The following is a 26,972-nucleotide window of genomic DNA, read 5'->3' as shown; positions in this document are numbered from 1 at the left end:
AAATCAACGCAATGTAGAGAATATTTAAAGCATAATGTCCAATGCATTCAAGCGCATTGGACATTTTTGATTGTTTAAAGTTTTGCTGAGCCACTTGTAAAAGTAGTGTTCTGATAGTACATATTTTTTACTAAGACGTTCGGACCTAAGCATTTTACAGCGGGACAGTGGCAGTTTAATGATTTGGCTAAATCTGTTGTCATCCATTTATCGAAAATTGCAGGTAGCTTATCTTGAACAATATTGCCAAGCGCTGATGCATCGCCAAAGTCTGTAACGATTACATCGCCTGTAAAAATATTAACATTTAGTCGAGAACGACCATCTGGATCATTACGCATTGTAACGTTTTTCGTCTCGCGTAAACGTTTTAATAGTTTTTGATCTTCCTCATCCGTGCTACATGGATAGAACGGTAGTGTACCAAATAACATCCAAGCACTTTCATCACGCACATCAAGTAAATGATGAATAGCAGCGCGAGTTTCCGCTAGAGAAAGTGAGCTTAGTGAACTGGCGAAGTCTGATGGATACATCGGATGTACCTCGTGACGAGCACAGTGCATCTCGTTAATAATTTGATTGTGAATATGCTCTAGGTAAGGCAATGTTTTTTTGTTGAGCATTGTTTCAGCAGAGACCATAACGCCGTGTTCCGCAAGCATTTTGGAGTTATCAATCATGCGTTGGAACAAAGCAGCACGTTGTTCATAAGTTGGTTTTCGCTCCATCATGGCAAAGCCTGTTTCAACAAATTCATCCACCGTACCCCAGTTATGTGAAATATGTAAAACATCCAAATACGGTGCAATGAGTAAATAACGCTCTGGTTCAATTGTTAAGTTCGAGTTAATTTGTGTACGTACCCCACGCGCATGTGCGTATTTTAAGAGTGGGAGTACATAATTTTGCACGGATTTCTTCGACATCATCGGTTCGCCACCCGTAATGCTAAGTGTTTTTAAGTGGGGAATTTCATCCAGTCGTTTTGTAATTAACTCCATTGGCAGTGCTTCCGGGTCTTTGTTTTGTAATGTATAGCCGACAGCACAATGGGCGCAGCGCATATTGCAAAGGGTTGTTGTTGTAAATTCAATATTTGATAGGGTCATGTGCCCATGTTGTTCGACATCTAAATACGCTTCCCATGGATCAAAGTGGGGCGTAATTGTTTGTAAGGTCGTCATAATTCGTACATCTTCCTTTCTAGCATTCTATTGTCTCATATTCACTACTATTTTCAAATATGAAATTATTGAAAGAGCTTTTTTTCGTTTAAATGATGCATTTTAATCTATCTTCGGAAATAATGTTCATATAAGAAAACGCTAAATATTTCTATGAGGTTATGAGTAATACGTTTAACTGTATTGGCTAAATATTTTTATCTTTACATGATTGCAACGCGCAGTGGGGAAATGAATTTACAGTATCAATCCATCCTTTAAGTGAAGTACAGGAAGCGGTCCTAAAAAAGCTGCTTGCTTTAAATACATTGATGCAAAGAAAAGACTGAGTGTATAGTTTACTATTTTTCCAAAAAAACGTTATGATAAAGAAAGCAAGGCGGTAAGACCGTAACAAAGAAAGTAGGAAAACGTTTTGAATAAGTATGAGATACTATTGTTTGATGTAGATGATACATTATTAGATTTTGATTTAGCTGAAAACGCAGCACTAGACCGTTTGTTTGCACAAGAAAATATTGCTACTACACCGGCGATGATTGCCCGTTATAAAGAAATTAATGAGTCTTTGTGGCGTGCCTTTGAACGAGGCGAAGTAACAAAAAATACATTACATAATACTCGTTTCTCCATTGCGCTAAAGGAATTTGGTATAGAGGTAGACGGAGAATATTTTGAAGCGGGTTTCCAAAAGTACTTGCAGGAAGCGCATCATTATGTTGATGGTGCCTATGAGCTGATTGCACAGCTTGCAGGTAGTTACGATTTATATGTCGTTTCGAATGGTAAGACGAAGACGCAAAATAAACGATTAGCTGATGCAGATTTAGCCAAATACTTTAAAGGAATTTTTATTTCGGAGCAAACAGGCTATCAGAAACCGATGCCGGCTTTTTTCGATTATGTTTTTGAGCGCATCGAGGGATTAGATAAAGACAAGACCATGATTGTTGGTGATTCGCTAACATCGGATGTCAAAGGTGGTTTGCTAGCAGGAATTGATACGTGTTGGTTTAACATTCGCAATATTAACAATGCAACGGATATTCAACCTCATTATGAAATTAAAAAATTGCACGAGTTGCATTTGTTATTAAGTCCATAATAAAATGAAGGAACTTCGCTCAACTATTAGCAGTTATAATAGTGAGCGAAGTTTTTATTACTTAAAAAAGATGGTTGATAGGAGTATGTGCTAAAAATACTATATTTTTACACATTTAAATCTATTATGATAGTAATAGAAAAAAAGAGGGAGGACCAATATGAAAGGAATTTTTCAAAAAACAATGTTAATAACACTGTTGGGGGCGTCTATAGCTTGCCCGATGCAAGCATCTGCCTATGACGAACCGACGAATTACGTACATATGAAAACGGAAAATATGACAGTATATTCCGCTTATGGTGCGACCATTTCTGCAACTGAAAAAAATGGAGTTTATAGCATTAAGGCGAATATCGTCAATAATCGTCAACCACTTGAGGTTGTCATTTTTAAAAATGGTCAAACTGGCGTGCTACAACAAGTGTTTAAAAAAGGAATTACAGAGCCTGTTGCTTATCGCGATGAAGGGGACCGTGTTGTTGCAACCATTCATAATAATGCAGAGCTGAAATTTGTGCACCCTGAACAACTCTATTTCCGTGATCTAACAAGAGCAACAGGTAGTAGCTATATCCAAACTTTGGCGGAGCGCGGTATTATTCGAGGGCGCACACCTGATTATTTTGGTGTGAACGATGCTTTAACACGTGCACAGTTTAGTGCCTTGCTCGTTCGTGCATTTAGCTTCCAGCAGATGCCAACAAAACAGTTTACAGATATAGACCAAAAAAAATCGTGGTACGTTGGTCATGTAGGTGCCTTGCACTCGTTAGGTATTATAAATGGCAAATCGCCAACTATTTTTGATCCGAATGGCAAAATTACACGACAGCAGGCAATTTTAATGCTCGGGCGTACATTGGATGCTGTTGATTTTGTGCATGAAGATGAACCGACGTTACCCTATGAAGATAGTCGTGAATTCCAAGGAGAGCTACTGCGTCACACGCAAACACTCTATGCGATTGGCGCGCTAGACGAAAGTGCAACGCTGCGTCCAAACGACTATATAACTCGAAGTCAATTTGCGAAAATGCTAGCAGTAACTTTACAAGTTGCAGGCAGATTATAATTGTCAGAATTGTTTGCGTGCCTGTCACGCCCTTCACACCTTTTCATCCTTAATTGGAAGAAAAGGTGTTTTTTATTGTATAAGTACTTTACAAAAAGTTAAGAATCAATTAGAATTGCAAATTGTAATGATAATAGTAATCATTACTGTTTATGAAAGGGGAACAAATTATGAGAAAATTGTCTAGTTTCCTACTTATCTTCGCATTGAGTATAGTAGCTGCATGCGGAAATTTAGAGGATAAAAAACAAAGCACAAGTAGCAACCCAAAAAGTGTACTGACCATGTCTTGGGTCAAAGATATTGGTCAAGTTAATCCACATATGTATGCTCCAAATGAACTGTTTGCACAAGCCATGCTATATGATCCATTAGTGAGCTATGGAGAAGATGGTAAAATACAACCGGCACTCGCTGCCGAATGGGAAATGACTGCAGATGGTAAAAGTTATACTTTTACATTACGTGACGATGTAATGTATTCAGATGGTTCGAAGCTAACTGCAGAGAATGTAAAAAGAAATATTGATACCGTTGTGGAAAATAGTGCTGCACATAGCTGGCTAGAAGTTGTTGCGGTTATTGACAACGTGGAAATAGTCGATGAACGACAAGTTAAAATCAATTTAAAAGAACCTTATTATCCATTTTTACAAGAATTATCATTGATTCGTCCACTGCGTATGTTAGCAGATAGTGGTTTCCCAGCGAGTGGTACGACAAAAGATGGGATAGCAAAGCCGATTGGTTCAGGTCCGTGGATTTTAACTGACTATCAGCAAGATAGCTTTGCAGAGTTTACCCGAAACGAAAATTATTGGGGAGAAAAACCGAAGTTAAAAAAAGTAATCGTCAAAATTATTCCTGATGCACAAGCGCGGATGATGGCGCTAGAAAAAGGGGATATTGATTTAATTTTTGGTAGCGGGCAACTTGCACCTGCGGAATATCAAGCGTTACAAAAAACAGGAAAATATCAAACGATGATTTCGGAGCCATCTTCCACCAGAATTTTATCATTCAATACTACATATGGGGTGACGCAGGATAAAAATGTAAGACTTGCATTGCAACATGCCTTTGACCGACAAACAATGATTGATTATGTATTAGCCGGCCTAGAGCAAGAAGCCTATACATTATTTGCACCAGGTTTTCCATTTAGTGATATAAAGCTAGAACATTATACTTACAACATCGAGAAAGCGACGCAAATACTAGAGGAGGCAGGATGGGTGTTAGAAAGCGGTTCAACATTCCGCACAAAAAATGGGCAAACATTAACGTTAGTAATACCGTATAACAGCGGTGATCAAGTGCATAAGACCATTTTCGAATATTTACAAAGTGCATGGCGTGAAATAGGCGTAGACGTGCAGTTGATTGGAGAGGAAGATCAGCTTTTCAAAATGCGTAGTAAAACAGGTCAATACAACATAATCATGAATGATACATGGGGAGTACCCTATGATCCGCATATGTATATACGCACAATGACAGGTGACAAGCAAATCGGTTATTACGCGCAAAAAGGATTGGCCGTGTCAGAGCAACTAACAGCGAATATAGCGAAAGTAATTCGTTCAACAGATGAAGGACAACGGCGAGCATTGTACGAGTCCATCTTTCAAACTATTCATGAGGAAGCCATTTTCATGCCGTTATCGTACCGTACCAATTATTTAGTTGCGAATAATGCGTTAGCAAACTTGTCATTCTCAATGCAACAGTATGAAGTCCCTCTAAAAAATTTTGAGGTGAAGTAAGCAAATGGGGTCATTTTTAGCGAAGAGATTGGGTAGCATGTTATTGGCGTTTTTTGGTATGACCATCATAGCATTTGGATTAATTCGTGTTATTCCAGTAGATCCGGTGGAAGCCTATTTTACAATGAATCAAATTCCAATATCAGAAGAAGCACTTGCATCTATGCGTGAGGAAGAGGGCTATAATCGCCCTTTGCTCGTGCAATATAGTACTTGGTTGGTAGATGCTATGACGTTGGATTTTGGTGAATCATTTGTATCGAAAAAGTCAGTAACAGCTGAACTTTTGCAACGTTTTCATGTGACGCTGACACTTGCAGCAACCGCGTTTATTATTATTGTTACGGTTAGTTTTACGGTTGGTATTTGGTCTGCTACTAAGCGAGGTGGGTTTATCGATTGGCTTAGTCGTTCGTTTATTTTTACACTCGCATCTATGCCGAGCTTCTGGCTTGCTTTTGTTTTTGTCTATATCGTGGCATTAAAATGGGGATTGCTTCCTCTAATGGGGTGGGGTAGTTTTGCACATGTCATTTTGCCTGCTGGAACGCTTGCACTCGGTTTTATTCCTTACTACATTCGGCTTATTCGATCCAGCATGCTGGAAGAAGTCAATAAACCACATGTAGTCTTTGCAAGAGCCCGCGGTGTGAAAGAGTCGGTCATTATACGGAGGCATATTGTGAAAGGGATTTTACCACAGCTTGTTACTTCGCTTGCGATGACATGTGGTGGATTGCTTGGGGGAGCGGCTATTATTGAAATTGTTTTTACAATATCAGGAGTCGGGCGATTTGTTGTAGAGTCGATGTTTGCTAGAGATTATTTTGTGCTACAAGGCTTTATCGTAATGATTGGTGGGCTATACATCGTCTTTAATTTTGTTGCAGATATATTGTGTGCACTTGTTGATCCAAGGGTAAGGTTAAAAGGAGACGGAGCATAATGAAAAAGAAAATAGCGCTTATAAGTAGTAGTGTGCTTGTGTTATTGCTGATTGTCATGGCATTATTTGCACCGTGGCTTGCCCCAAATGATCCTTATGCGACTAATATGGCATTGAAATTACAAGGCTTTTCTACTGACTATCCATTAGGTACCGATTATTTAGGGCGCTGTGTGTTATCGCGTTTATTATACGGGGCACGTGTATCTCTTTTTATCGCGTTGAGTGTACTTGTCGTAACATTGTTTATTAGCATGTTTGTCGGGCTGCTTGCTGGTTATGTTGGAGGTATTGTCGATTTAGTATTAATGCGTCTTTGCGACATTTTTCTAGCGATTCCTGATTTCGTGTTTGCACTTGTCATTGTTGGAGCGCTGGGTGGCGGTATACGGAATATGTTTATCGCCATTGTGCTTGTGTCATGGGTGGGCTTTGCACGGATTATTCGCAACATGGTGCGGTCATTAAAAGAGAGTACGTATGTGCAGTATGCGCGTACAATAGGAGTTCCGAAATGGAAAATTATGATAAGACATATTGTACCTTTTGTATTTCCACAAATTTTTTTATTGAAATTAATTGGTCTTGGCTCAACGATTTTACTGATTTCTGAGTTGTCATTTTTAGGTTTAGGGGTATCAGCACCGATGGCAGAATGGGGCATGATGATTAGCGATAGTAAAACGTATTTGATGAGTCATCCGATGCTCATGTTTCTACCAGGTATTATGATTTCATTAACTGTTCTGATTTTGAATTGGTTTGGCGATGCACTTCGAGAGGCAATGGATCCAAAAGCCATATAGGAGGGAGGTCGTAACATGTTAGAAATACAACAACTTTCTATTTGGATACAAACCGAGAATGGGGAAAAGCAAGTCGTAAGAGATGCTAGTATGATGATTCCTGCTGGTCAAACAGTCGGTATAGTTGGAGAGAGTGGCAGTGGTAAAACCATGTTGTGTCATGCCGTTATGCAACTGTTTCGGGATTCTAGACGCTATAATGGTGATATTTTATTTGAAGGACGTTCATTATTAGCCATGGACGAGCAAGAAATGCGACAGCTTCGAGGTAATGATATTGCACTTATTATGCAAAATCCGATTGCTATGTTTAATCCTATGGTCACAGTTGGCGATCATTTCGTTGAAACGATGCAAGCACATACCTCTGTAAAAAAACAACAGGCACTAAAAATAGCCGCACAACAACTTGCGCGCTTTCAATTGCCAGATGCATCAATTTTGAAAAAATATCCACATGAATTAAGTGGTGGAATGCTCCAACGCATTATGATTGCCCTTGCAGCGAGTCTTAGCCCGAAGCTCTTATTAGCCGATGAACCAACGACAGCTCTGGATACGATGACACAACTTGAGATTTTAGAGGAATTAGCATTATATCAACAACAAACAAATACAAGTATGCTAATTGTCTCACATGATTTAGGTGTGATTGCCAAAATGGCGGATATCATCGTCGTCATGCGCCGAGGGCAAATTATTGAATATGGTCCTACTGACTGTATTTTAATGAAGCCTGTTCATTCCTATACACAAGCACTATTAGCTGCGAAAGATAATAAATACTCGCTCGAACAGTTAGTGGATGCATGGGTGGGAGAAGTAAGCGGTGAATTATATGAACATAGGCAAGGTCACTGGGTAAGACAGGAGGAAACCTCATGTTAATGATACAACATGTTTCAAAATGCTATCAGCAAAAAGGCTGGTTTCGTATAAAAGAAAGGATACAGGCAGTAAAAAATGTTACATTAACACTTCGACAGGGTGTATGCTTAGCTATCGTCGGTGAAAGTGGTAGCGGGAAAACAACGCTTGGCAAGCTTGTATTAGGGATAGAACAACCAGATTGTGGCGCGATCCTATTTGATAACTTGAATGTGTGTACGACAGTGAAAGCATCAAAGAAACTGTTACAAAAAAATATACAAGTGGTTTTTCAAGATTGCCAAAGTGCGGTCAATCCGAAAATGAAAATAAAGGACATTATTGCGGAGCCAATGGAACTTCACCTATCACTATCGAAGGCAGAAAGAGTAAAGAAAATCGAACAGTTACTTGTACAAGTTGGATTAGCCTCAATTGATGCTTATAAATATCCGCATCAATTAAGTGGGGGACAATTACAGCGTGTGACGATAGCAAGAGCCATTGCAACCGAGCCTAAGTTAATTGTCCTTGATGAATCTATCAATAGCCTAGATTTACTTGTGCAGATAAGTATATTAAAACTACTGAAACAGTTACAGCGGGAAAAAGGGTTTAGTTACTTCTTCATTACACATGACCTACATGCAGTACAGTTATTTGCTGATGAAGTAGCTGTGATGGATAAAGGGGAAATTGTCGAATATGTAAGCGATATAACACAAATTCACAACATGACCCATCCAGTAAGTAGGCGACTATTAGCAGCAAGATTACCAATTACTTGTAAGCATTCTTCTCAACCGCAAGGATTTGATCGAGAGGAGCATGTTTCATGAGGTATCGTCCATTATCGGGCCGCATGCTCCAAATGTATGGACTCGCTATGTTTTTCTTTACGGCAAACGCAGTATTAACGGTTATTTTTCCTATTCAGGCTGCAGCGGGAGGCTTTAAAGAAAGTCAAATTGGTGTCATGATGGCGATGTATATGCTTGTCTGTATGTTTTTACGTCCATTTGCTGGGCAGATGATAGCACAACATAGTCCATATGCAATTATGAAATGGCTATTACTAGCCCACGCGATAGCACTACTTATTTATGTCGTATTTGGCATTGATAGTCTCTATATTGTGCGGGTACTACAAGGTGTCATCACAGCCTTTTTCTCGATGGCCATGCAACTTGGCATTGCAGATGTTTTACAAGATGAAGACCGTGGGCAGGGGATGTCGATGTATTCCTTATCCACCGTAATGCCTGCAATTTATGGGCCGGCAGTAGCATTGTTACTTTGGAGCCAGTTTGAACTGCATTATTTACTGGCATTTATTGTCTTTTTAGCAATCGCACCATTATTTTGCTTTATTCGTTCGCCTTTACCGAAAACAAAAGCAGCAAAACAACGGATTTCACTTAACGATATGCTTTATGCTTTAAAGCGTACGAAACAGCATAAAGGGCTAATGGTATCAGCTATTGTCATGGCAATAGGCGCTGCCGTATTTGGAGCTATTTCCACTTTTGTACCACTTTATATGTTAACTGAATGTATTGCCAATCCAGCGCTGTATTTATTTTTACAGGCGATTGTCGTTGTCGGTAGCCGTTTTTTATTCCGCCAATCTATCCCTTCTGATGGTAAATGGCATCCAATGTTTATCTCTTTAGTATTAATCAGCTCAATGCTCGGTACGACATTCCTTGCCATGTTACCCATGCTTGGTTCATTCGTTTATATGTCCGCAATCTTTAATGGCTTAGCATCAGCAATGCTCTATCCAACGGTTACTACATATATGTCCTTTGCTGTACCAAAGGAAGCTCGCTACACATTGCTAGGGCTCTATTTAGCTACATATGATTTAGGTTTTGGGGCAGGAAGCTTTTTCATGGGCTTCGTTGTGCAATTCACTTCCTATGCCATAATGTTTATGACGTGCACACTGATAGCAGGAATAGCACTAATAATTGTTGTGATTAAACGTGAAATGACGGGAAAGTACGAGCATCTAATCGTGACAAAGAGCTAATGAGTGCTTCTAGCGGGTAGAAGGAAAAAATAGCTTACAGATGACAAAATTTTGAGAAGTAGAAAAGAATAGTTAATCGTAAGGAAGGTATAAAAATCAACATATCGGGCAAAACCTTTTATGAGACTAGTTTTCACGAAAGGGGAAAATGCTAATGAGTACCATTTTAAATGCTACAAAACGTCATAAAGGACAAGGTTCAACACTAACAAAACTAAGACAAAGTGGTGCTATTCCAGGCGTTGTTTACGGTTATCAAATGGACCCGACGTCGATTTCACTTGACGCAAGAATGTTTGCGAAAGTATTAAGTGAAATCGGTAGTAAAAGTGTCTTTCAATTAGATGTGGAAGGCAAGAAAATAAATGCCGTGTTAAATGAAGTCCAGCGCTGTGCATTAAAAGGGCATGTGAAGCATGTTGACTTTAAATCAATCAATATGTCAGAGGAGCTAGAAGTCGATATTCCTGTTTCCGTTGTAGGGGAAGCGATAGGTGTAAAAGATGGCGGTTTCCTGTTACAACCAAATCGTGATATACGTATTAAAGTGCAACCATCCGAAATACCAGAAACGATAGAAATCGATGTAACCAATGTTGCTATTGGCACTTCGCTGTATGTGGGCGATATTCGTCAAAACTATCATTTTGAAATTTTAAATGAAGATGATTACACATTAGTGACCATTACACCACCACCAGCAGAAAATGTACAAGAAGATGAAACTGTAGATGGCACACCCGAAGTAATCGAAGCAACAGGGCAAAATACAGCCGAACCGAGAGAATAAAAAGTATCGTATCCATGCTAGCAAAAAGGAGCCGTAAAAGGCTCCTTTTTATAATTTGTATGATTTTAAATAATCGCGCTCTTCACACCAGTCCATTTAGTAAATAATTTCTCGTTATAGGCTAATGCTACTTGTACAATCGGGCCGAGACCAAAAGCCATTAGGACTGTGCCTACACCAATAGGGCCTCCGAGGAAAAAGCCGATAATTGCTACTGTTACTTCCATCAAAGTACGAGCACGCGTGACACTCCAGCCAAGCTTATGAACCATCAGAAGCATTAATGTATCTCGTGGGCCAATACCTAAATTGGCTACCATATACATACCACAACCCCAGCCAAGTAATAGCAATCCAGTGAGGTAGGCAATTAATTGCATCCAAAAACCCTCAATATCAGGAAGCCAGAAGTTGAAGATATCAATAAAAATACCAGCTAAAAACATATCTACAAATGTACCTGGCAAAGGAAACTTCTTCGTCACTAACATATCGAAAGCTAAAATGGCTAAGCCAATGAGGATGGACCAAGTGCCAATCGTTAGTCCAAACGTTTTGGCTAAACCTATATGTAAAACATCCCATGAACCAACACCAAAAAATTGCCCTTTAATCGTTAACGTGACGCCAAATGATAATACGATAATGCCAACGATGAAAAACAGACATCTTGTAAAAAAAGCTTGTTTCATTTTGAATACCCTCATTCTAATAAATTCATGTTGTCCAACAAAATATTATAGCAATAGTTTTGAAAAAACCTCGAAAATAGTCATTTCATATTTTTCAAAAAATGCGGGTTTAGCTTATGAATGGAGGGGTAAAATAACAATATGAAAGGATGGGATGAAATGACTTCGGTACGTGATGAAATTTTAGAAGTATTAAATCGAGAAAAAATAGGAACGATGGCAACCGTTGAAAATGGCAAGCCTTATTCACGTTATATGACATTCCAAAATGAAGACTTCGTGTTGTATACCGTAACAAATAAGCATTCGGAGAAAATCGAGGAGCTATTGAAAAATCCGTATACACATATTTTATATGGCTACGACAATGGTGGATTTGGCGATACCTTTGTTGAGATAGAAGGGAAGTTAACGGAAATCCAAGAGGAAGGTTTGAAAAATAAATTAGCAGAATTTTTCACAGGAATTTTCATTGGCAATAAAGATGAAATGGTGACACTTAAAATTGAACCCATTCGGATGCGATTGATGAACAAAAAAGGCGAGCCACCAAAAGAGTTAGAATTTACAAACGACCATTGATAGATGGTCGTTTTTTATACCACAAAGTACTGTTGCCTACCATAGTGCGCTCCTATAGGAGTCGTCGCCTCCGTTCCACTCAAGTACTTTACCGCTAACGGCTTCAAGCGTAAGAACTAGTTTATAATGTTAAGGTAATTATCCTATTGAAGCCATTGTGAAAGTAAATGTAAGGTGAAACAATCTTCATGACTTGAATCTCCTTCATTATTCATGCATGATAGGTCATAAATGAAAAGGGAGTGTGCTCAATATGGTAGAAAAACTACAGCAACTAACAAAAAACATAATCGCTTCACAGGGGAAACTAGAGGCGGATTTTATTTTGCGCAATGCCCTTGTTGCCGATGTTTTTACATTATCTTGGAAAAGGGCCGATGTTGTGGTGAAAAATGGGCAAATTATCGCCCTCGATACCCAAAATCGTTTTACTGCTAATAATGAGGAAGATGCTGCGGGTCATTATGTAATTCCTGGGTTAATTGATGGGCATATACATATTGAATCTTCTATGCTTACACCAGCTGAATTTAGTCGTGTCCTTGTTCCTCATGGTGTTACGACAGTCATCACAGATCCACATGAGATTGCTAATGTCGCAGGTGCAGAAGGTATTCAGTTTATGCTAGATGATGCTAAAAAAGCTGAAATGGATATTTTCGTTATGTTACCGTCAAGTGTGCCTGGCACTCATTTTGAACATGCAGGTGCAACTTTGACAGCAAAAGATTTAGCACCATTTATGACCAATGACCATGTTCGTGGTCTGGCAGAGGTGATGGATTTTCCTGCTGTGTTAAACGGCGAAGCCAGTATGCTTGAAAAAATCTTGTTAGCCCAACAAGCAAATCTAGTTGTAGATGGCCATTGTGCAGGCTTAACAAGCGCGCAAATTACAGGCTACCGTGTGGCAGGTATTCATACCGACCATGAATGTGTGACAGCAGAAGAGGCGTTAAACCGTATAGAGCAAGGCATGTACGTATTAATTCGTGAAGGCTCCGCTGCAAAAAATTTACGTGACTTATTACCAGCAGTAAATACAGTAAATGCCCGTCGATTCGGTTTTTGCACCGATGACAAGTATGTCGATGAATTAATGGATGAAGGTAGCATTAACTTTGACGTAAAAATGGCCATTGCAGAAGGGATGGAACCATTGCAAGCCATTCAATTAGCGACCATTAATGTAGCAGAGTGCTATCGATTATACGATCGGGGTGTTTTAGCACCGGGCTATAAAGCAGACTTTATAGTAGTAGAAGATATAAAGGAAATGCGTGCAATAGCGGTCTGGAAAGATGGGATCAAAGTCGCTGAAAATGGTGAAATGTTAACAGCTCGTGCGCAACTAAAAGTGCCAGCCCATATCCATCAATCTGTCCATTTGCCAGCCATGACAACTGATATGCTTGCCATTCCGTTTACAAAAGGAACGACAGCCAATGTTATGGAAATTGTCCCCAACCAACTGATTACGAATCATTTGGTCGTAGAGGTACCTGTCACAGATGGTGTGTTTGTACCATCTGTAGAGCAGGATTTACTAAAGCTTGCTGTTATTGAGCGCCATCATCAATTGCATACGACAGGGCTAGGTATCGTGAAAGGTTTCGGTTTGCAAAAAGGAGCAGTTGCAACAACAGTAGCCCATGACTCACACAATGCGTTAGTCATTGGAACGAATGATGCAGATATGGTAATGGCACTTAATCGTATTCAAGAAATTCAAGGTGGCTTTGTGATTGTGGCAGACGGTCAAATTTTAGCAGAAATGCCGCTAACGATAGGTGGGTTAATGACGGATGTAACGGCAGCTGAAGCTAAAAACCAATTAGCAAGTTTACACAATGCACTCCATGAGCTTAATCCTCATTTAGATTTCCATTTTCTTTTAACGTTTTCGTTTGTAGCACTACCTGTTATTCCAGCCTTAAAGTTAACGGATACAGGTTTATTTAATGTGACAACGTTCCAACATATTTCAGTAGAGGCATAGCCTTAAAAAACGACCTGAAAGCATCATGCATTCAGGTCGTTTGTTTATTTGGAGGTCATGCGGGCTTGAAGCTGTTTATTTAACAATGTTGCCTGTGTCAGAGCTAGCGCATCAAGTGCTATATCACCAGGTTTATTGGCCTTACCGATAATGTATGATGAAAAAGGCATATTTAAAAAGTTAAAAATATAGTGGAATTGTTGAATCATTGGTAAGCCTTTTATTCGTGGATCATCGCCACCAACAGCAAGCACAATCGCTTCTGTTGTCTGAAGCTGTTCTTTCAACTGTGGAAAACGCTCATCACGAATGGCATGACTTAGACGGTCAATCACATTTTTCATAATGCCAGACATGCTATACCAATAAATCGGTGTGGCAAATAGAACGATATCACTTGTCAATAAAGCTTGAATAATTTGGTCGTAATCATCCTCTACATACTGAAAGCCTTGTGCATCATGGCGTAAATCATGAATGGGTACAATATTCAAGTCCTTTAAATATAACTTTTCATGGGAGATCCCTTCTAATACATAGTTGGCAAGCTCCTCACTATTGCTGTGTTGTCTTGAGCTACCATACAAAGCGGTAATGCGCATATTATTCCTCCTTAAATCAAATTAAGCATAGTGTATGCTACTTCTACCTATCGTATTTTCATGGGACGTTAGTGTTCCGCCTTTGTTTATTGCTTTTTTAATGTGCCTGAAAAGTTCGTTCCTTCATCATGTGCAAATCGGCAATCTACTTCAATAATTTTAAGTGCATTTTTAAGTTGTTCAAATTCAAGCACACAGCGGTTGCCATTGTCGGATTTGTTCATAATAGCCTTTGTGCTAGACGTGATAGTAGCTGTACCTTCTACACTACCAGACTGTTGTCCATCGCTTGCTGTCAAAGAAATGTTGAAGCTCTTGCTTGTAGCATTTGAAATAATAGCATCACGGCGATTAAAATCAGTCGCTCCTTTGCCCCATTTATAATAATAGGTATACGTTCCTTCCCATGCACTGTTAGATGTTGCTACTTGTTGCATCGATTTATCGAGTTGCTTTTGCCCATTAAGCGCTCGTCCATTTAATGAAACGTTACTTTGGTTTTCGTGAATGTTTTGTGCATCATCAGAAATCGTATAAAAATTTCTTGAATCCATGCGGTGAAGCAATGTCACAACTTGCGCGCGCGTCATATGGTTTGCAACGCCAAAAAACTTTTGTAAATCATGATTTTCATACTTGGGGTTTTGTCCAGTGGAAATATAGGAATCGAGTAAAAATTGAATGGATTCATTAAGACCGCGTTTGCCCTCTGCAAGGTGGGTGATTGCTTGTGCAACAACACCGCGTTTTATTGCTGTTGCTCGAATATTGTTATGAAAATACCCGTTGAGCGGTACACCGTAACTAGCTAGGCGATTATAATACTCATCTGCCCAGTTCCCAGCAGTAGTCTGTTTTTTTAACTCATCATATGGGGACTCTAGTTCGTAATAATTAGCAAGTAACTTTGCAAATTGTTGCTCCGTAATGGTTGCATTCGGCTTGAAGGTACCGTCCGCATAGCCATCGATAATGTCATATTCTTCTGCCCACAAAACCGCCTCGTAAGCAAAATGGTCTTCCGTTACATCTGAAAAACCGGCTGCCTCCACTTTGTAGTTCCCAGCAACGATAAGTAATGAAAGCAATAATATACACACTAATTGTTTCATTATCATACTTCCTTTCTAGCTGTAATTATATTTAGTTTGCAGGATATAGATGGAAACTGCAAATGTTTCTATCAAATAATTCAAGATCACGTCAATTTTACTAGTGAACATGATGGGCTACATTGTACGAACGATATAACGGAAGATATCAGCAATTTTCAACTATAGCCTTTACACCGTTACAACTGGATAGGCACCTTTAATTTTTATAAAACGATGCACAGAAATATGATGGGCGCATAAAAAATGTGTGCAAGAAAAAAATTTTTTAAAAGAAATTTTTATAAAACAGTTGAAATTTCTTTTCATTAAGCATATATTTTTCCTAAGGGAAACAAAATATCGCAAACGAAAGAAGAGTGACTGTATGAAAGAGTTAGATGATTTGAAACTAACAATTCTTCCGCTAGGCATACTAGTGTTTTTGACGATGTTATGGAAAATGACCCAATCAGTTGGTGTAGCGATTTCAATCATTATATTTTGGATGGGCTGGAAACAGCTTATGAAAAAATTCATGATAAATAATTAATACGCCATGCAAAGCGGCGTGATTAAAAAAAAGATGAAATACACATCTGTCCAAACGGAAAATAGAGAAATGTTTACGCAAGTTGCTGCGAAAGCGTCTCTCGAAATTTATAAAAAGTATAAGGAGGGAAACCGTTTCGTCAAAACAAGCAACATTATAAAACAACCCAAAGTAATACGTTTACTTCCACGTAATTAAACGAATAACCGCATCATCATCTTCAGCAGGAAACGACTAAGAGTAGGGAAATTAGCCATTGATTAAAGTAGCAGTTGAACAAGAGGCTGATAAAAATAGACATCTTTTTCAAGGCATTGGGCAACAGAAGCTGTGTGAAATTCAAAAGACAATAGCAATTAAATGCACACAATATTTTTTGATAGAAACAGTTAAGTGTTATCCTTCTTTAGAAATTTGCAGTGGCAAGCTCATAAAAAAGCATTCACAATGGAAAGAATCTATCAATGTGATGGGGGAAGCTTGGACTCATATCGGCTTCCCAATAACCTTTACCGTTAGTCGATTAATCGCACATTATACGGTTAAAATGTAGGATTCGTTGCACCACAATGCTAAAAAAGAAAGTAGCTTCGGCAAAATCAGGCACGATGGTGCAAGAAGTAAACGACGCTATAGCGTTTTATAAGGTTTTGACGACGGTAATGGTAATGAAACGTTTTTTAGGTGTAATGGTTTTAATGATGTTACTTTTCGGTTGTAGCGCAGAAAATAGCGCAACGGAAAAAAAAGAAGGAGTCGTTGTTGCAACAACGGGGCATATTGCCGATGTGATTAAAGAAATTGGCGGTGACCATTTAACTGTTTCGGCATTGATGGGGCCTGGTGTAGATCCACATTTATATAAAGCAACACAGAGCGATTTATCGAAGTTAGAAAAAGCCGAAGTTATTTTTTATAACGGTCTACAATTAGAAGGACAAATGCTCGATATCTTTGATCAAATGTCCAAAGATAAAACTGTGCTAGCTGTTGGGGATAAGTTGGATAAAGCAAAGCTACTTGATAGTGAAGATGAAGGGCTTCTACATGATCCGCATATTTGGTTTAACATTGACTTATGGAAACAAGTTGTGGACGCTGTAACGAAAACGCTTGTAGCAGAATATCCAGCGTTTAAAGATGACTTTAAAGCAAATGAAACAACGTATTTGAAAAAATTAGATGAGCTACAAGCGTACGCTAAAAAGCGCATTAGTGAAGTACCAGATAAGCAACGAATATTAGTAACAGCACATGATGCGTTCAACTATTTCGGAGAGAGCCAAGGATTTGAAGTTCGCGGCTTACAGGGGCTAAGTACAGAAGCTGAATATGGTGTGAAAGACGTTCAAGAAATGGTGGACTTTTTAGTAGATAACAAAATCAAAGCGATTTTTGTAGAGTCAAGTGTTTCCGATAAAGCGATGAAAGCTGTTATTGAAGGGGCAAAACAAAAAGGGCATGAAGTTGCCATAGGTGGCGAATTATTCTCAGATGCCATGGGCGCTGAAGGAACAGAAGAAGGCACATACGTTGGGATGTATCAACATAACATCGACACCATTGTCGATGCACTAAAGTAGGTGAAAAAATGAATGCATTAACAGTAGAAAATTTATCGGTTGCTTATGATAAGAAAACCGTTTTAGAAAATGCCAACGTCACAGTGCCTAGCGGTCGGCTTACAGCCATTATTGGACCAAATGGAGCGGGAAAATCGACGTTCTTAAAAGCGATATTAAATCAATTACCAAACAAGGTAGGAAAAGTAGAGATACTAGGAAAGCTATTCGATCCAAAAAGTTTAGTCGTGGGATACGTCCCACAGCGCAATGCCGTTGATTGGGATTTCCCAACGAATGCACTAGATATTGTGCTAATGGGAAGATACGGACATACGGGATTGTTTAAAAGACCATCTAAACAAGATAAGCTTTTAGCAAAGCAAGCTTTGGAAAGTGTAGGCATGCAAGATTTTGCACAGCGTTCCATTGGTCAATTATCAGGAGGTCAACAGCAACGTGTATTTTTAGCACGGGCTTTAGCACAAAATGCTACTATCTATTTCTTAGATGAGCCATTTGCTGGTGTTGATGCCGCTACTGAAAAAACAATTATTGATATTTTAAAAAGCTTAAAGGCACAAGGAAAAAGTATTTTTGTCGTACATCATGATTTACAAACAGTAAAAGAATATTTTGACTACACAATTTTATTAAATAAAACGATTTTAGCATCCGGTGCAACGGAAGATGTTTTTACACCAGAACAATTACAAAAAACATACGGTGGCAAACTATTTATGATGCAAGACATGGTAGGAGCGAACAGCCTATGTTAACTGGAAACTTGCTTTGGGTATTAATGGGTACGATGTTGCTTGGGATTGCGGCTGGAATAACAGGTACTTTTTCTTTTCTTCAAAAACAAAGTTTAGTAGGTGATGCTGCAGCACATGCAGCATTACCTGGCATTGCCTTAGCATTTTTATTAACAGGGCAAAAAGAATTACCTATATTAATGCTGGGGGCAGGTATAACATCAGCTTTGTCTGTCTACTGTATCCAATGGATTGTTTCATTTTCGAAAATGAAAGCAGATGCTGCTATTGGTTTAGTGCTAACGGTATTTTTCGGGGTAGGCGTTGTATTTTTAACGGTTGTCAATCATAGCCCGTTAGGAAATCAGAGTGGCCTTAACAATTTTATTTTTGGTAAGGCGGCAACGATGACAAAAGCGGATTTAACATGGCTGTTTTTAAGTGCAACAATTATTATAATAGTTAGTTTGTTATTTTATAAGGAATGGAAACTATTAATCTTTGATCCCGTGTATGCAAAAGGGATTGGCTTACCGATTGAAGCGTTAAAAGCGACGTTAACCGTTTTGATTGTGATGACAATTGTAACGGGTATTCAATCAGTCGGTGTTATATTAATGTCAGCGCTGTTAATCATTCCTGCCGTAAGTGCTAAATTATGGACAAGGAAGCTAAGTTCAATGCTTGTAGTTAGTGCAGCAATAGGTGGTGTGTCAGGGATTGTTGGAACCTTTATTAGTTCTATGCGTACAGGCTTATCAACAGGACCTTTAATTGTTTTAGTAGCTGCTGCCATTTTCTTTTTATCTTATTTATTTAGTCCAGCAGGGCAAATGTATAAGTACTTTAGAAAAAAACAGTTTCGAAAGCAAGGTGAAGTAGGATGATTGAATTATGGGTCATTATCACGGGTCTTTTGGTAGGTATTACATGCGGGATGGCTGGTGTCTTTTTAATATTACGTAAAATGTCGATGATTGCAGATGCTATTAGCCATACGGTGCTGTTTGGAATTGTGATGGCATTTATCATTACGCAAACATTAAATGGATTTTGGATGCTATTAGGTGCAGCGGTTGCTGGCATTTTAACGGCATACTTAGTGCAGTTATTACATTCTTCGGGTATACAGCAAGATGCTGCAATTGGTGTTGTCTTTACGACGTTATTTGCCGCAGGTGTTCTGCTAATTACATTGTTTGCTAGCCATGTGCATTTAGATGTTGAGCATATCTTAATGGGTGAAATTGCATTTGTTCCTTGGGATAAATGGACGTTCTTTGCAATCACAATGCCCAAAGCTATCTGGATACTATTGCTTGTATTAATGATTAATATAGGGTTCCTATTATTATTCTTTAAGGAAATGAAGCTTGCAACCTTTGATAGCGTTTATGCAGCGTCCATTGGTGTACCAATACTTTTCTTACATTATGGTTTTATGACGTCCATTTCTTTTACAACTGTTGCAGCATTTGATAGTGTTGGGGCAATTTTAGTAGTAGCGATGTTAATTGGACCTGCTGCCACAGCCAATTTAATTAGTAAATCAATTAAACAGATGTTCCTATTCAGTATGTTATATGGAGGGGCAGCGGCGATTATTGGTTATTATTTGGCTAAATTTTGGGACACGTCCATTGCAGGTATGATGGCTACGGCGGTCGGTCTATTATTTATCATGACGTTATGCGTTCAAAAATTTATGGACTATAAACGAAAAGCACTAGTTAGTAAATTAGAAGGAGTTTAAAGTGCAAGATATTGATAAAAGTAATGTTTGACCTCAAATTTTAACTTATGTTAAGGGATATGCACTTTAATTAGTAAAATCAATGAAGAAGAGATGGGGCTTTTAAAAACCCATCTCTTTATTTTGTTATATAGTGTAGTAAAACATCGGTATGCTAGCAAGTCCGCTAATTATTATTAAAAATGCACATTTCATCCTTTAGCATGATTTTCCCTTCCTATAAAAATAGTATACTTTTGTCAATAATCATTAGGGGAGATACTATGATAAAAGGATTATATGAAGCACATTTACCTGTTAGCGATTTACAACAATCCATTATATTTTATGAAAAGCTAGGGCTTGAATTAGCTTATGTGCAACAGCAACTCGCTTTTTTCTGGATTGTCAAAGGACAAAGTTGGATAGGTTTGTGGGAATGTAAGGAAGCGCAACTAGATTACCATCCGTCTATCCGACACCTTGCTTTTAAAATAGACGAAGATGATGTAGGACGAGTAAAACAATGGTTACAATCCATTGGCATTGAAATACGAACAGCATTTGGCTTTACGCCCTCACAACAGCCGCTCGTCTTACCCAATCATCCACATGCCCATGCGGCAATCTATTTTGCCGATCCAGATGGCAATTCTATTGAGCTAATTACACCATTAAGATTGGATGTTGCTGAAGAATTTCCAATGATGTCTTTAGCAACATGGTACAAAAGGGATAAATAGCAAAAGTGATACATCAATCAAGAATAAAGGATTTTGCACGCGTCGATAAAATGCCAGATTTGTAAAATTATATGTACGAATATTTATAATTTTGTTACGATGGATGTTATAAAAATTTAATATTGGGCAACGAGGGGAGACAGCATGTGGGGAAAACGTAATGTTTGGATTATTTTATTAGGTGAATTTGTAGTAGGTCTTGGCTTATGGGCTGGAATTATTGGCAACTTAGCATTTATGCAAAAAGTCGTGCCGTCAGATTTCCATAAATCATTAATTATTTCAATTGGTATATTAGCTGGTCTTGTTGTCGCACCACTCGCAGGAAGGTTGATTGACCAATCGAAGAAAAAAACAGTTATTCAGTTTGCGAGTATAGGTCGTATTCTAAGTGTGTTCTTTATGTTTATAGCACTGTATACCAACTCTGTAATATGGATGATATTATTTTTAATCACGTTGCAAATTGCAGCAGCATTTTATATGCCTGCTTTACAGTCTATTATACCATTAGTTGTCAAAGATAAAGATTTAATGACTTTGAATGCTTGGCAAATGAATGCTCGAACGATTTCTAGAATTGTCGGAACTGCCGCAGCGGGCTTAATGTTAAGCTATTTTGAGTTGAAATGGTTATACATTGTTTCACTTATTGTGTATATTATCATGTATGTTATGACAAATAGTTTAAAGCTTGATGAAACGGTAAATGTATCTGTCAATGACAAGGAAAAAGGTAGATTTAAGGACGTATACCCGATGCTAAAGGAGCATCCAGTCGTGTTAATGACACTCGTATTAATGTTAATTCCGACATTATTTTTAGGCTCTTTTAATCTAGTCATTATGAAAATCACCGAAATGCATGCGTCCACGACTATTTCGGGATTATTATATACAGTTGAAGGAATTGGCTTTATGTTAGGGGCTGCTGGGCTCAAATATATTGCTGAGCGCGTCAAAATAGGGACATTATTATTCGGACTTGCATTGATTATTGGCATAATGGAGCTAATGCTATTGCTAGCGGATAGCACGTTCTTTGCTTTATTAACATTCGGATTATTTGGTTTTTCTGTCGGGTGCTTTTTCCCAACAACGATGGTGATTTTTCAAAAACAAGTACCGAAAGAGTACCACGGGCGATTCTTTTCCTTCCGCAATATGATTGATTCGGTTGTGTTCCAAATTGTTCTGTTGTCAACAGGTATGATGCTTGATGTAATCGGCTTAAGTGGAATGGGTATTGTTTTTGGTATAATTAGTTTAAGTTTAACTGTAACTTTTTTCCTTTTCTCGAAGAAAAGAAAGGTGATTTTACACGCACATTAAGTGTTACAATGACAAGTTATTTCTAACTACAGGTCAATCTGTATGTGGAAATAGCTTTTTTTGTTTTTTATGTGGCAAAATTCAGTTTCCTATCATTTTCATGTCCTACTATTAATGATGGAAGGAGTGAAAGAAATGAAAAACAAAAAAATAAGTGTAGCAGCTAGTTTATTGGTAGTAGGTTTATTAACGAATGGTATGCAGGCAAAAGCAGATGATGACGATTATAATCACGATGGTTATGAAAAACATGAAAAGTATGAAAAATACGACGACCATGATGACGACTATGATTATGAGTATGAAGATGATTATGACGATGATGATCAATACGAAAATTATGATACAACGAACGTTGTGAATGAAAAAGGGAAATGGAATATATGGACAAGATCCGTTGTTGTCGATAAAGAAGCGCTACCTTTTACGAATTCAAAACAAGTTGTATTAAAAGTGACAGGCACAAATAAAGAGGTAAACTTGTTTGCAATGCCAAAAGACGGAGAAATATTTGTACCTGGCAAAACAGTGGCAAAGTTATTAGGTGCAACAGCGACGTATTACAAAACAAGTGAAATATTGGTTATTCAAAACGCCAATCATGAACTTATTTATCGCGCAGGGAAAAATGTTGCTTACGACAATTATGTAAAAACACCATTACCTGCACATGCTTTTTATTTAAATAATGAGCTTTATTTACCGATTAGTGCCATAACAAATGGCTTAGGCTTTATCGCCGAATGGCAAGAGGAAAATCAACAGTTTGTTTGTCAACCATTAAATTAGGTAGGAGCGTGGAGAACGATGAAAGATCCAAAAAAAGCAAAATGGTTATTAGGCGCATCGGGTGTACTTATTTCTGCTGCATTACTATCACAATTTAATGACACATCGCAAGCTGAAACAACTGATGCTCAATTTTCTAAAATAGAAGAGAAGGCCATGACAAAGAAAGAGAAAGAGCTCGTACAGCTTGATTGGACAAATTTTGAAATAACAAAACAAACAGCAGTCAAAAGTGAGCGCAAAACGAAAAGAACTTGATAGGGATGATGACAGTGGATACATTGACATTACAAGTAATGAATACGGAATTTTATCTAGCTATAGCAAAGAGTAATAAAACGAATTGGCAAGAAAAAGCTGAAAAGTGGCTTCGTTACGTAGCGCAAGAGTGGTCGAGGTTTGGCACGAACAATGAACTTTGGCAATTGAATAATCTGGAAATCGGGCAAACATTACAATTAAGTGATGATCTCTACGATTGTTTAGTGCAGGCCAATGACTATTATCTTCGTACAAATGGTTTATTTTCACCGTATTTAAAATTACAACTTGAACAACATGGCTACAATCAATCTTTTCCGTTTACCACAATTGAAAAGGAGGCAATGTACAACCAACCTATCATAGCAGGTAATCCTTTTCAGTTTTTAAGCAATCAACAAGTTATGAAAATAGCACAGCAAGAAATTGATTTAGGGGGTTTCGCAAAAGGCTATGCTATTGAAAAATTAGCGCAATGGCTTGAGGCGGAGATAGCTCCTGAATACGGCTTAATAGATGGGGGTGGGGATATGAAAATGTGGTCGTCAGGTGAAAAAATATGGACGATTGGTGTTGCCGATCCCTATGATGTGGACAAAGAAATAAGCGCTATAAAAATGGCTTCAGGCGCTATTGCTACCTCTAATCGAATTTATAGAAGTTGGACCCAAGGAGAAAACAGTAAGCATCATTTATTAAATGGTCAAACAGGAAACGTTGCGATCACGGATGTAATACAAGCAACGGTCGTAACATCATCATTATGTGATGCAGAAGTTGGAGCAAAACTTTGCTTTTTAGTGGATGACACCAAACAGCAACAATGGCTTGAAGCAATATGCGACCGCAGTGCACGTTTTATTGTAAAAGAAAATCAAGCAGGTTACTGGGCAATGACGGGGGAGAAAATATGTTAACAAGTACATGGGAATGGATACGGTTATTAGGGTTTTTAGCATATTTTTATTTTACAGTGTCTATTGTATTTGGTTTGTTAAGAAAATCGACGTTTGTCAAATCACATAAAAATTTAATTTACCAAGTTCATCAAAATGCGGGGTGGTTAGGTCTAATAACCGTTGTTGCGCATATGTTCGTGCTCATCATTGATAACTACGAGCCCTATGCATTAGTGGAAGTGCTACTCCCTTTTTCATCTCATTATCAACCGATTGCCTCTGGCCTTGGGATAATTGCTTTTTACTTATTTTTACTAGTACTATTAACTTCAGATTTATGGTTGAAAACGATGAATCGCTCAATATGGAAATCAATCCACTTTCTCGTATTGCCAGCTTGGCTCCTATCTCTTTTACACGGCATACTTATTGGGAGTGATACAGACAACATATATATCCTGCTGTTCTATTTTACGTCCGCAGGTTGTGTTCTCTCAATATTGATAGCAAGAATGGTCAGCCAAGGAAGGAAGACAAAAGACAAAACAGTTCCACAAGCATTAAGGAGCTCAAAATAAAAGCATCAGCTTATTTCTTGAGAGGAAATAAGCTGATGCTGTTGCTTTTTAAGCCAATTTAAGAAATGTTATTGAACAGGAAATTCAATATAAAACGTTGAACCTTTTCCTACAGTACTCGTAACATAAATTTTTCCTCCATGCTGTTCCACAATCGCTTGTGCAATGGCAAGACCTAACCCTGTCCCATTGCGTTGGCGGGAAGTGTCACTGCGGTAAAAGCGTTCAAACACCATGGCAAGTTCCTGCTCTGGTATACCGATACCACTATCTGCTAGAGCGATCGTGATAAGGTTCGTTTGTTTTGAAAGTGTTAATGTAATCTGACCTTGTTTTGTGTAGGCAATAGCATTATCTAATAGGATATAAAGCAGTTCTTGTATTTTTGTTGCATCGCCAAGTAGTTCAATGTTTTCTTCTATTTGTGTGCAAAATTGAATGGGTTCAGGCATGATTTTTTGAAATTTAGTACTTATTTTTTCAAGCATAGTAGATAGCTGTAATACTTCTTGATGAGCTAAGCCCTGCTGTTGATCGTGGCGCGCTAAAAATAATAGTTTATCAAGCAGTGCTTTCATTAATTGGGCCTCATCTTTTAAATCCGTAATTAATTCTTTGCCAAAAGGAGTTAAATGCTTTGCTTCCTCAAGTTCTAAAATATCGAGTGAACTATAAAAAATACTAAGTGGTGTGCGCAATTCATGAGAGGCATCCGAAACAAACTTTTTTTGTTTATCAAATGACCATTGAATAGGAACCATCGCTTTGCCAGCCATGTAGTAGCTTAGTAACCCGATTAAAATCGTTGAAATACACGCTAATAGTAGCAGTAACTCACTTACTTTTTGAAAAAAGTGATGTTGTGTTGTTACAGATTTCCCAATCAGTATATAGCCGACTACTTTTTCATGATAGTTAATCGGCTTTTTAATTATAAGGAAATGCTGTTCTTGCCATTCGAAACGACGTACGACATCGTGAACTTGACGGTCTTGCGAAAAGACTTTTTCTACTTGTGTTTTAAGCCCTCTAACAGATTCATCCCCATGGATAAATTGATGATCGTTTGTATAGATATAATAAAAATAATTCCGGTTTGGGTCATAGCTCACGGTTTTTTTGTTGTCATTTGCATATTCAAAATAATCATGTTCTTGTTTTATATAAAACGCTTCTAATTCTTGTATTTGTTGATTTTCCATCAATTTAACAAGAGCAAAATAAAGAACAATAATAAATAGTGAAAATAATAAAAAATACAGTGTGGCATACAAATAAGATAATTTTTTTCTTGTTTTATGAAACATGAGATTCCCTCAATTTATAGCCAATGCCCCGCACATTTTGAATGCGTGATTTGACTTGCCCATCATCAATTTTTTTTCGAACAAGCTTTACTAAAGCATCTAATGAATTGTTGGACACATCATAATCATAGCCCCAAATATAAATGCATATTTGTTCTCTTGTTAGAACACGACCTTTATTTAAAAATAAATATTCAAGCAGTAAAAATTCATTTTTAGTTAATTCTACTTCGGTATTATTAAGCAAAAACGTACGTGCATCGACTTGTAAAGTTAAATTTTCTACTTTGACAACTTGCTCAATCACTTTATTTTTTCTACGCAGTAATGCCCGAACCCTGGCTAACAGTTCCTCCATCTTAAAGGGTTTTACTAAATAATCGTCAGCGCCACTATCAAGTCCTGTAATGATATCTTCTGTATCGTCCTTGGCAGTTAGCATTAAAATACAGCCATTAAAGCCACTTTGTCGTAACTGCTGACAAACAGCAATACCACTTAGCTGAGGCATCATCCAATCTAAAATCACTAAATCGTACTGTTCAGAAAATGTATTGTTCAGGGCATCTTGTCCATTATCGACAGATGCAACATGGTGGAATTCTTTTTTTAAAATATGAACAATATTTTTACGTAGTCGACTATCATCTTCTGCCAGTAATATTTTCATTTTAGTTCCCTCCTGTTTCCATATTCAAATTATTATACTATGCTAAAATGAAGGCAAACTGAAAAAATAGTACATCATCCTGTTTTTTTTTACATTAAGCTATCTTTAGTGTGGACCACCAAGTTATCATTTAGTAAATTAAATCAATAGAAATCGCTATCGCATAATGACTAAAAGTTAGTTCTATGGTACATACCTCCATTATAAAGGGTAGTACTACAATGTATACTAACGGAAGTTTGCAT

General features: G+C 37.9%; 29 protein-coding genes. 23 read left to right on the top strand and 6 right to left on the bottom strand.

Going from position 1 to position 26,972, the window contains the following annotated elements:
* Positions 1–74: 74 nt before the first annotated feature.
* Complete coding sequence (gene yfkAB, locus MKY08_RS12710; protein WP_069513193.1) at positions 75–1,187, bottom strand: radical SAM/CxCxxxxC motif protein YfkAB; 1,113 nt, start codon at positions 1,185–1,187, stop codon at positions 75–77.
* Between the two features lie 415 nt (positions 1,188–1,602).
* Here yfkAB and MKY08_RS12705 point away from each other — a divergent pair, with 415 nt between their 5' ends.
* The 9 genes from MKY08_RS12705 to MKY08_RS12665 all read left to right on the top strand — a co-directional run bounded on the left by MKY08_RS12705 (position 1,603) and on the right by MKY08_RS12665 (position 10,577).
* Positions 1,603–2,292 (top strand): YjjG family noncanonical pyrimidine nucleotidase, encoded by a 690-nt coding sequence (locus MKY08_RS12705; RefSeq protein WP_069513194.1) that lies wholly within the window; start codon positions 1,603–1,605, stop codon positions 2,290–2,292.
* A gap of 160 nt (positions 2,293–2,452) precedes the next feature.
* On the top strand, positions 2,453–3,367 hold the full coding sequence (locus MKY08_RS12700; RefSeq protein ID WP_069513195.1) for an S-layer homology domain-containing protein: 915 nt from the start codon (positions 2,453–2,455) through the stop codon (positions 3,365–3,367).
* 170 nt (positions 3,368–3,537) lie between these two features.
* Positions 3,538–5,133 carry a nickel ABC transporter substrate-binding protein gene (gene nikA / locus MKY08_RS12695; RefSeq protein ID WP_069513196.1) on the top strand — a complete coding sequence of 532 codons (1,596 nt, stop codon included), beginning with the start codon at positions 3,538–3,540 and terminating at the stop codon, positions 5,131–5,133.
* 4 nt (positions 5,134–5,137) lie between these two features.
* Positions 5,138–6,079, top strand: coding sequence for an ABC transporter permease (locus MKY08_RS12690; RefSeq protein WP_069513197.1), 942 nt, complete (start codon positions 5,138–5,140; stop codon positions 6,077–6,079).
* Positions 6,079–6,885, top strand: a complete 807-nt coding sequence (locus MKY08_RS12685) for an ABC transporter permease subunit (protein ID WP_069513198.1) — start codon at positions 6,079–6,081, stop codon at positions 6,883–6,885. Before MKY08_RS12690 ends, MKY08_RS12685 begins: the two co-directional genes overlap by 1 nt.
* 15 nt (positions 6,886–6,900) lie before the next feature.
* Positions 6,901–7,773, top strand: a complete 873-nt coding sequence (locus MKY08_RS12680; RefSeq protein WP_069513199.1) for an ABC transporter ATP-binding protein — start codon at positions 6,901–6,903, stop codon at positions 7,771–7,773.
* Entirely contained in the window at positions 7,767–8,591 is an 825-nt protein-coding gene (locus MKY08_RS12675) for a dipeptide/oligopeptide/nickel ABC transporter ATP-binding protein (protein ID WP_069513200.1), read from the top strand. The genes MKY08_RS12680 and MKY08_RS12675 overlap by 7 nt, the downstream gene beginning before the upstream one ends.
* Complete coding sequence (locus MKY08_RS12670) at positions 8,588–9,787, top strand: MFS transporter (RefSeq protein ID WP_069513201.1); 1,200 nt, start codon at positions 8,588–8,590, stop codon at positions 9,785–9,787. Before MKY08_RS12675 ends, MKY08_RS12670 begins: the two co-directional genes overlap by 4 nt.
* Positions 9,788–9,941: 154 nt before the next feature.
* The gene (locus MKY08_RS12665) at positions 9,942–10,577 is read left to right on the top strand and encodes a 50S ribosomal protein L25/general stress protein Ctc (RefSeq protein WP_069513202.1); all 636 of its coding nucleotides are present in this window, start codon (positions 9,942–9,944) and stop codon (positions 10,575–10,577) included.
* Positions 10,578–10,642: 65 nt separating this feature from the next.
* Here MKY08_RS12665 and MKY08_RS12660 read toward each other — a convergent pair whose 3' ends face one another.
* Positions 10,643–11,269 (bottom strand): YitT family protein, encoded by a 627-nt coding sequence (locus MKY08_RS12660; protein WP_069513203.1) that lies wholly within the window; start codon positions 11,267–11,269, stop codon positions 10,643–10,645.
* Between the two features lie 159 nt (positions 11,270–11,428).
* On the opposite strand from MKY08_RS12660, the gene MKY08_RS12655 reads away from it, so the two are divergent.
* Positions 11,429–11,851: a pyridoxamine 5'-phosphate oxidase family protein gene (locus MKY08_RS12655; protein WP_069513284.1), complete on the top strand. Its 423-nt coding sequence runs from the start codon at positions 11,429–11,431 to the stop codon at positions 11,849–11,851.
* Positions 11,852–12,104: 253 nt separating this feature from the next.
* The gene (gene ade, locus MKY08_RS12650; RefSeq protein ID WP_069513204.1) at positions 12,105–13,850 is read left to right on the top strand and encodes an adenine deaminase; all 1,746 of its coding nucleotides are present in this window, start codon (positions 12,105–12,107) and stop codon (positions 13,848–13,850) included.
* A 44-nt stretch (positions 13,851–13,894) separates the two neighbouring features.
* Here ade and MKY08_RS12645 read toward each other — a convergent pair whose 3' ends face one another.
* Both MKY08_RS12645 and MKY08_RS12640 read right to left on the bottom strand, forming a co-directional pair.
* A complete protein-coding gene (locus MKY08_RS12645) occupies positions 13,895–14,452 on the bottom strand; it encodes a flavodoxin family protein (protein WP_069513205.1) in 558 nt (185 codons plus the stop codon).
* A gap of 86 nt (positions 14,453–14,538) precedes the next feature.
* Positions 14,539–15,564, bottom strand: a complete 1,026-nt coding sequence (locus MKY08_RS12640) for an S-layer homology domain-containing protein (RefSeq protein WP_069513206.1) — start codon at positions 15,562–15,564, stop codon at positions 14,539–14,541.
* 367 nt (positions 15,565–15,931) lie between these two features.
* Between MKY08_RS12640 and MKY08_RS12635 the strand changes: the two genes are divergently transcribed.
* The 12 genes from MKY08_RS12635 to MKY08_RS12580 all read left to right on the top strand — a co-directional run bounded on the left by MKY08_RS12635 (position 15,932) and on the right by MKY08_RS12580 (position 24,750).
* Positions 15,932–16,096: a hypothetical protein gene (locus MKY08_RS12635; protein ID WP_162832707.1), complete on the top strand. Its 165-nt coding sequence runs from the start codon at positions 15,932–15,934 to the stop codon at positions 16,094–16,096.
* 256 nt (positions 16,097–16,352) lie between these two features.
* Positions 16,353–16,649 carry a hypothetical protein gene (locus MKY08_RS12630; protein ID WP_069513207.1) on the top strand — a complete coding sequence of 99 codons (297 nt, stop codon included), beginning with the start codon at positions 16,353–16,355 and terminating at the stop codon, positions 16,647–16,649.
* A 115-nt stretch (positions 16,650–16,764) separates the two neighbouring features.
* Positions 16,765–17,679 (top strand): zinc ABC transporter substrate-binding protein, encoded by a 915-nt coding sequence (locus tag MKY08_RS12625; protein WP_069513285.1) that lies wholly within the window; start codon positions 16,765–16,767, stop codon positions 17,677–17,679.
* Positions 17,680–17,687: 8 nt separating this feature from the next.
* Positions 17,688–18,437 carry a metal ABC transporter ATP-binding protein gene (locus MKY08_RS12620; protein WP_069513208.1) on the top strand — a complete coding sequence of 250 codons (750 nt, stop codon included), beginning with the start codon at positions 17,688–17,690 and terminating at the stop codon, positions 18,435–18,437.
* Positions 18,431–19,303, top strand: coding sequence for a metal ABC transporter permease (locus MKY08_RS12615; protein ID WP_069513209.1), 873 nt, complete (start codon positions 18,431–18,433; stop codon positions 19,301–19,303). The genes MKY08_RS12620 and MKY08_RS12615 overlap by 7 nt, the downstream gene beginning before the upstream one ends.
* Positions 19,300–20,169, top strand: a complete 870-nt coding sequence (locus MKY08_RS12610; protein ID WP_069513210.1) for a metal ABC transporter permease — start codon at positions 19,300–19,302, stop codon at positions 20,167–20,169. The genes MKY08_RS12615 and MKY08_RS12610 overlap by 4 nt, the downstream gene beginning before the upstream one ends.
* 263 nt (positions 20,170–20,432) lie before the next feature.
* Positions 20,433–20,891, top strand: a complete 459-nt coding sequence (locus MKY08_RS12605; protein ID WP_069513211.1) for a VOC family protein — start codon at positions 20,433–20,435, stop codon at positions 20,889–20,891.
* 144 nt (positions 20,892–21,035) lie between these two features.
* Positions 21,036–22,223, top strand: coding sequence for an MFS transporter (locus MKY08_RS12600; protein ID WP_069513212.1), 1,188 nt, complete (start codon positions 21,036–21,038; stop codon positions 22,221–22,223).
* 135 nt (positions 22,224–22,358) lie between these two features.
* Entirely contained in the window at positions 22,359–23,012 is a 654-nt protein-coding gene (locus MKY08_RS12595; RefSeq protein ID WP_069513213.1) for a copper amine oxidase N-terminal domain-containing protein, read from the top strand.
* Between the two features lie 18 nt (positions 23,013–23,030).
* Entirely contained in the window at positions 23,031–23,270 is a 240-nt protein-coding gene (locus MKY08_RS12590; protein WP_024361019.1) for a hypothetical protein, read from the top strand.
* Positions 23,271–23,284: 14 nt separating this feature from the next.
* Positions 23,285–24,190, top strand: coding sequence for an FAD:protein FMN transferase (locus MKY08_RS12585; protein ID WP_069513214.1), 906 nt, complete (start codon positions 23,285–23,287; stop codon positions 24,188–24,190).
* Positions 24,184–24,750, top strand: a complete 567-nt coding sequence (locus MKY08_RS12580) for a ferric reductase-like transmembrane domain-containing protein (protein ID WP_069513215.1) — start codon at positions 24,184–24,186, stop codon at positions 24,748–24,750. The genes MKY08_RS12585 and MKY08_RS12580 overlap by 7 nt, the downstream gene beginning before the upstream one ends.
* Before the next feature lie 68 nt (positions 24,751–24,818).
* On the opposite strand, the gene MKY08_RS12575 is transcribed toward MKY08_RS12580, so the two are convergent.
* A complete protein-coding gene (locus MKY08_RS12575; RefSeq protein ID WP_069513216.1) occupies positions 24,819–26,057 on the bottom strand; it encodes a HAMP domain-containing sensor histidine kinase in 1,239 nt (412 codons plus the stop codon).
* Entirely contained in the window at positions 26,047–26,727 is a 681-nt protein-coding gene (locus MKY08_RS12570) for a response regulator transcription factor (protein WP_069513217.1), read from the bottom strand. The genes MKY08_RS12575 and MKY08_RS12570 overlap by 11 nt, the downstream gene beginning before the upstream one ends.
* Positions 26,728–26,972 lie beyond the last annotated feature (245 nt).

This window comes from Lysinibacillus sp. FSL M8-0337, assembly GCF_038593855.1.
Lineage (GTDB): Bacteria > Bacillota > Bacilli > Bacillales_A > Planococcaceae > Lysinibacillus > Lysinibacillus sphaericus_D.
The sequence above is the reverse complement of the archived record's forward strand: the minus strand, read 5'-3'. Positions and strand labels throughout refer to the sequence as shown.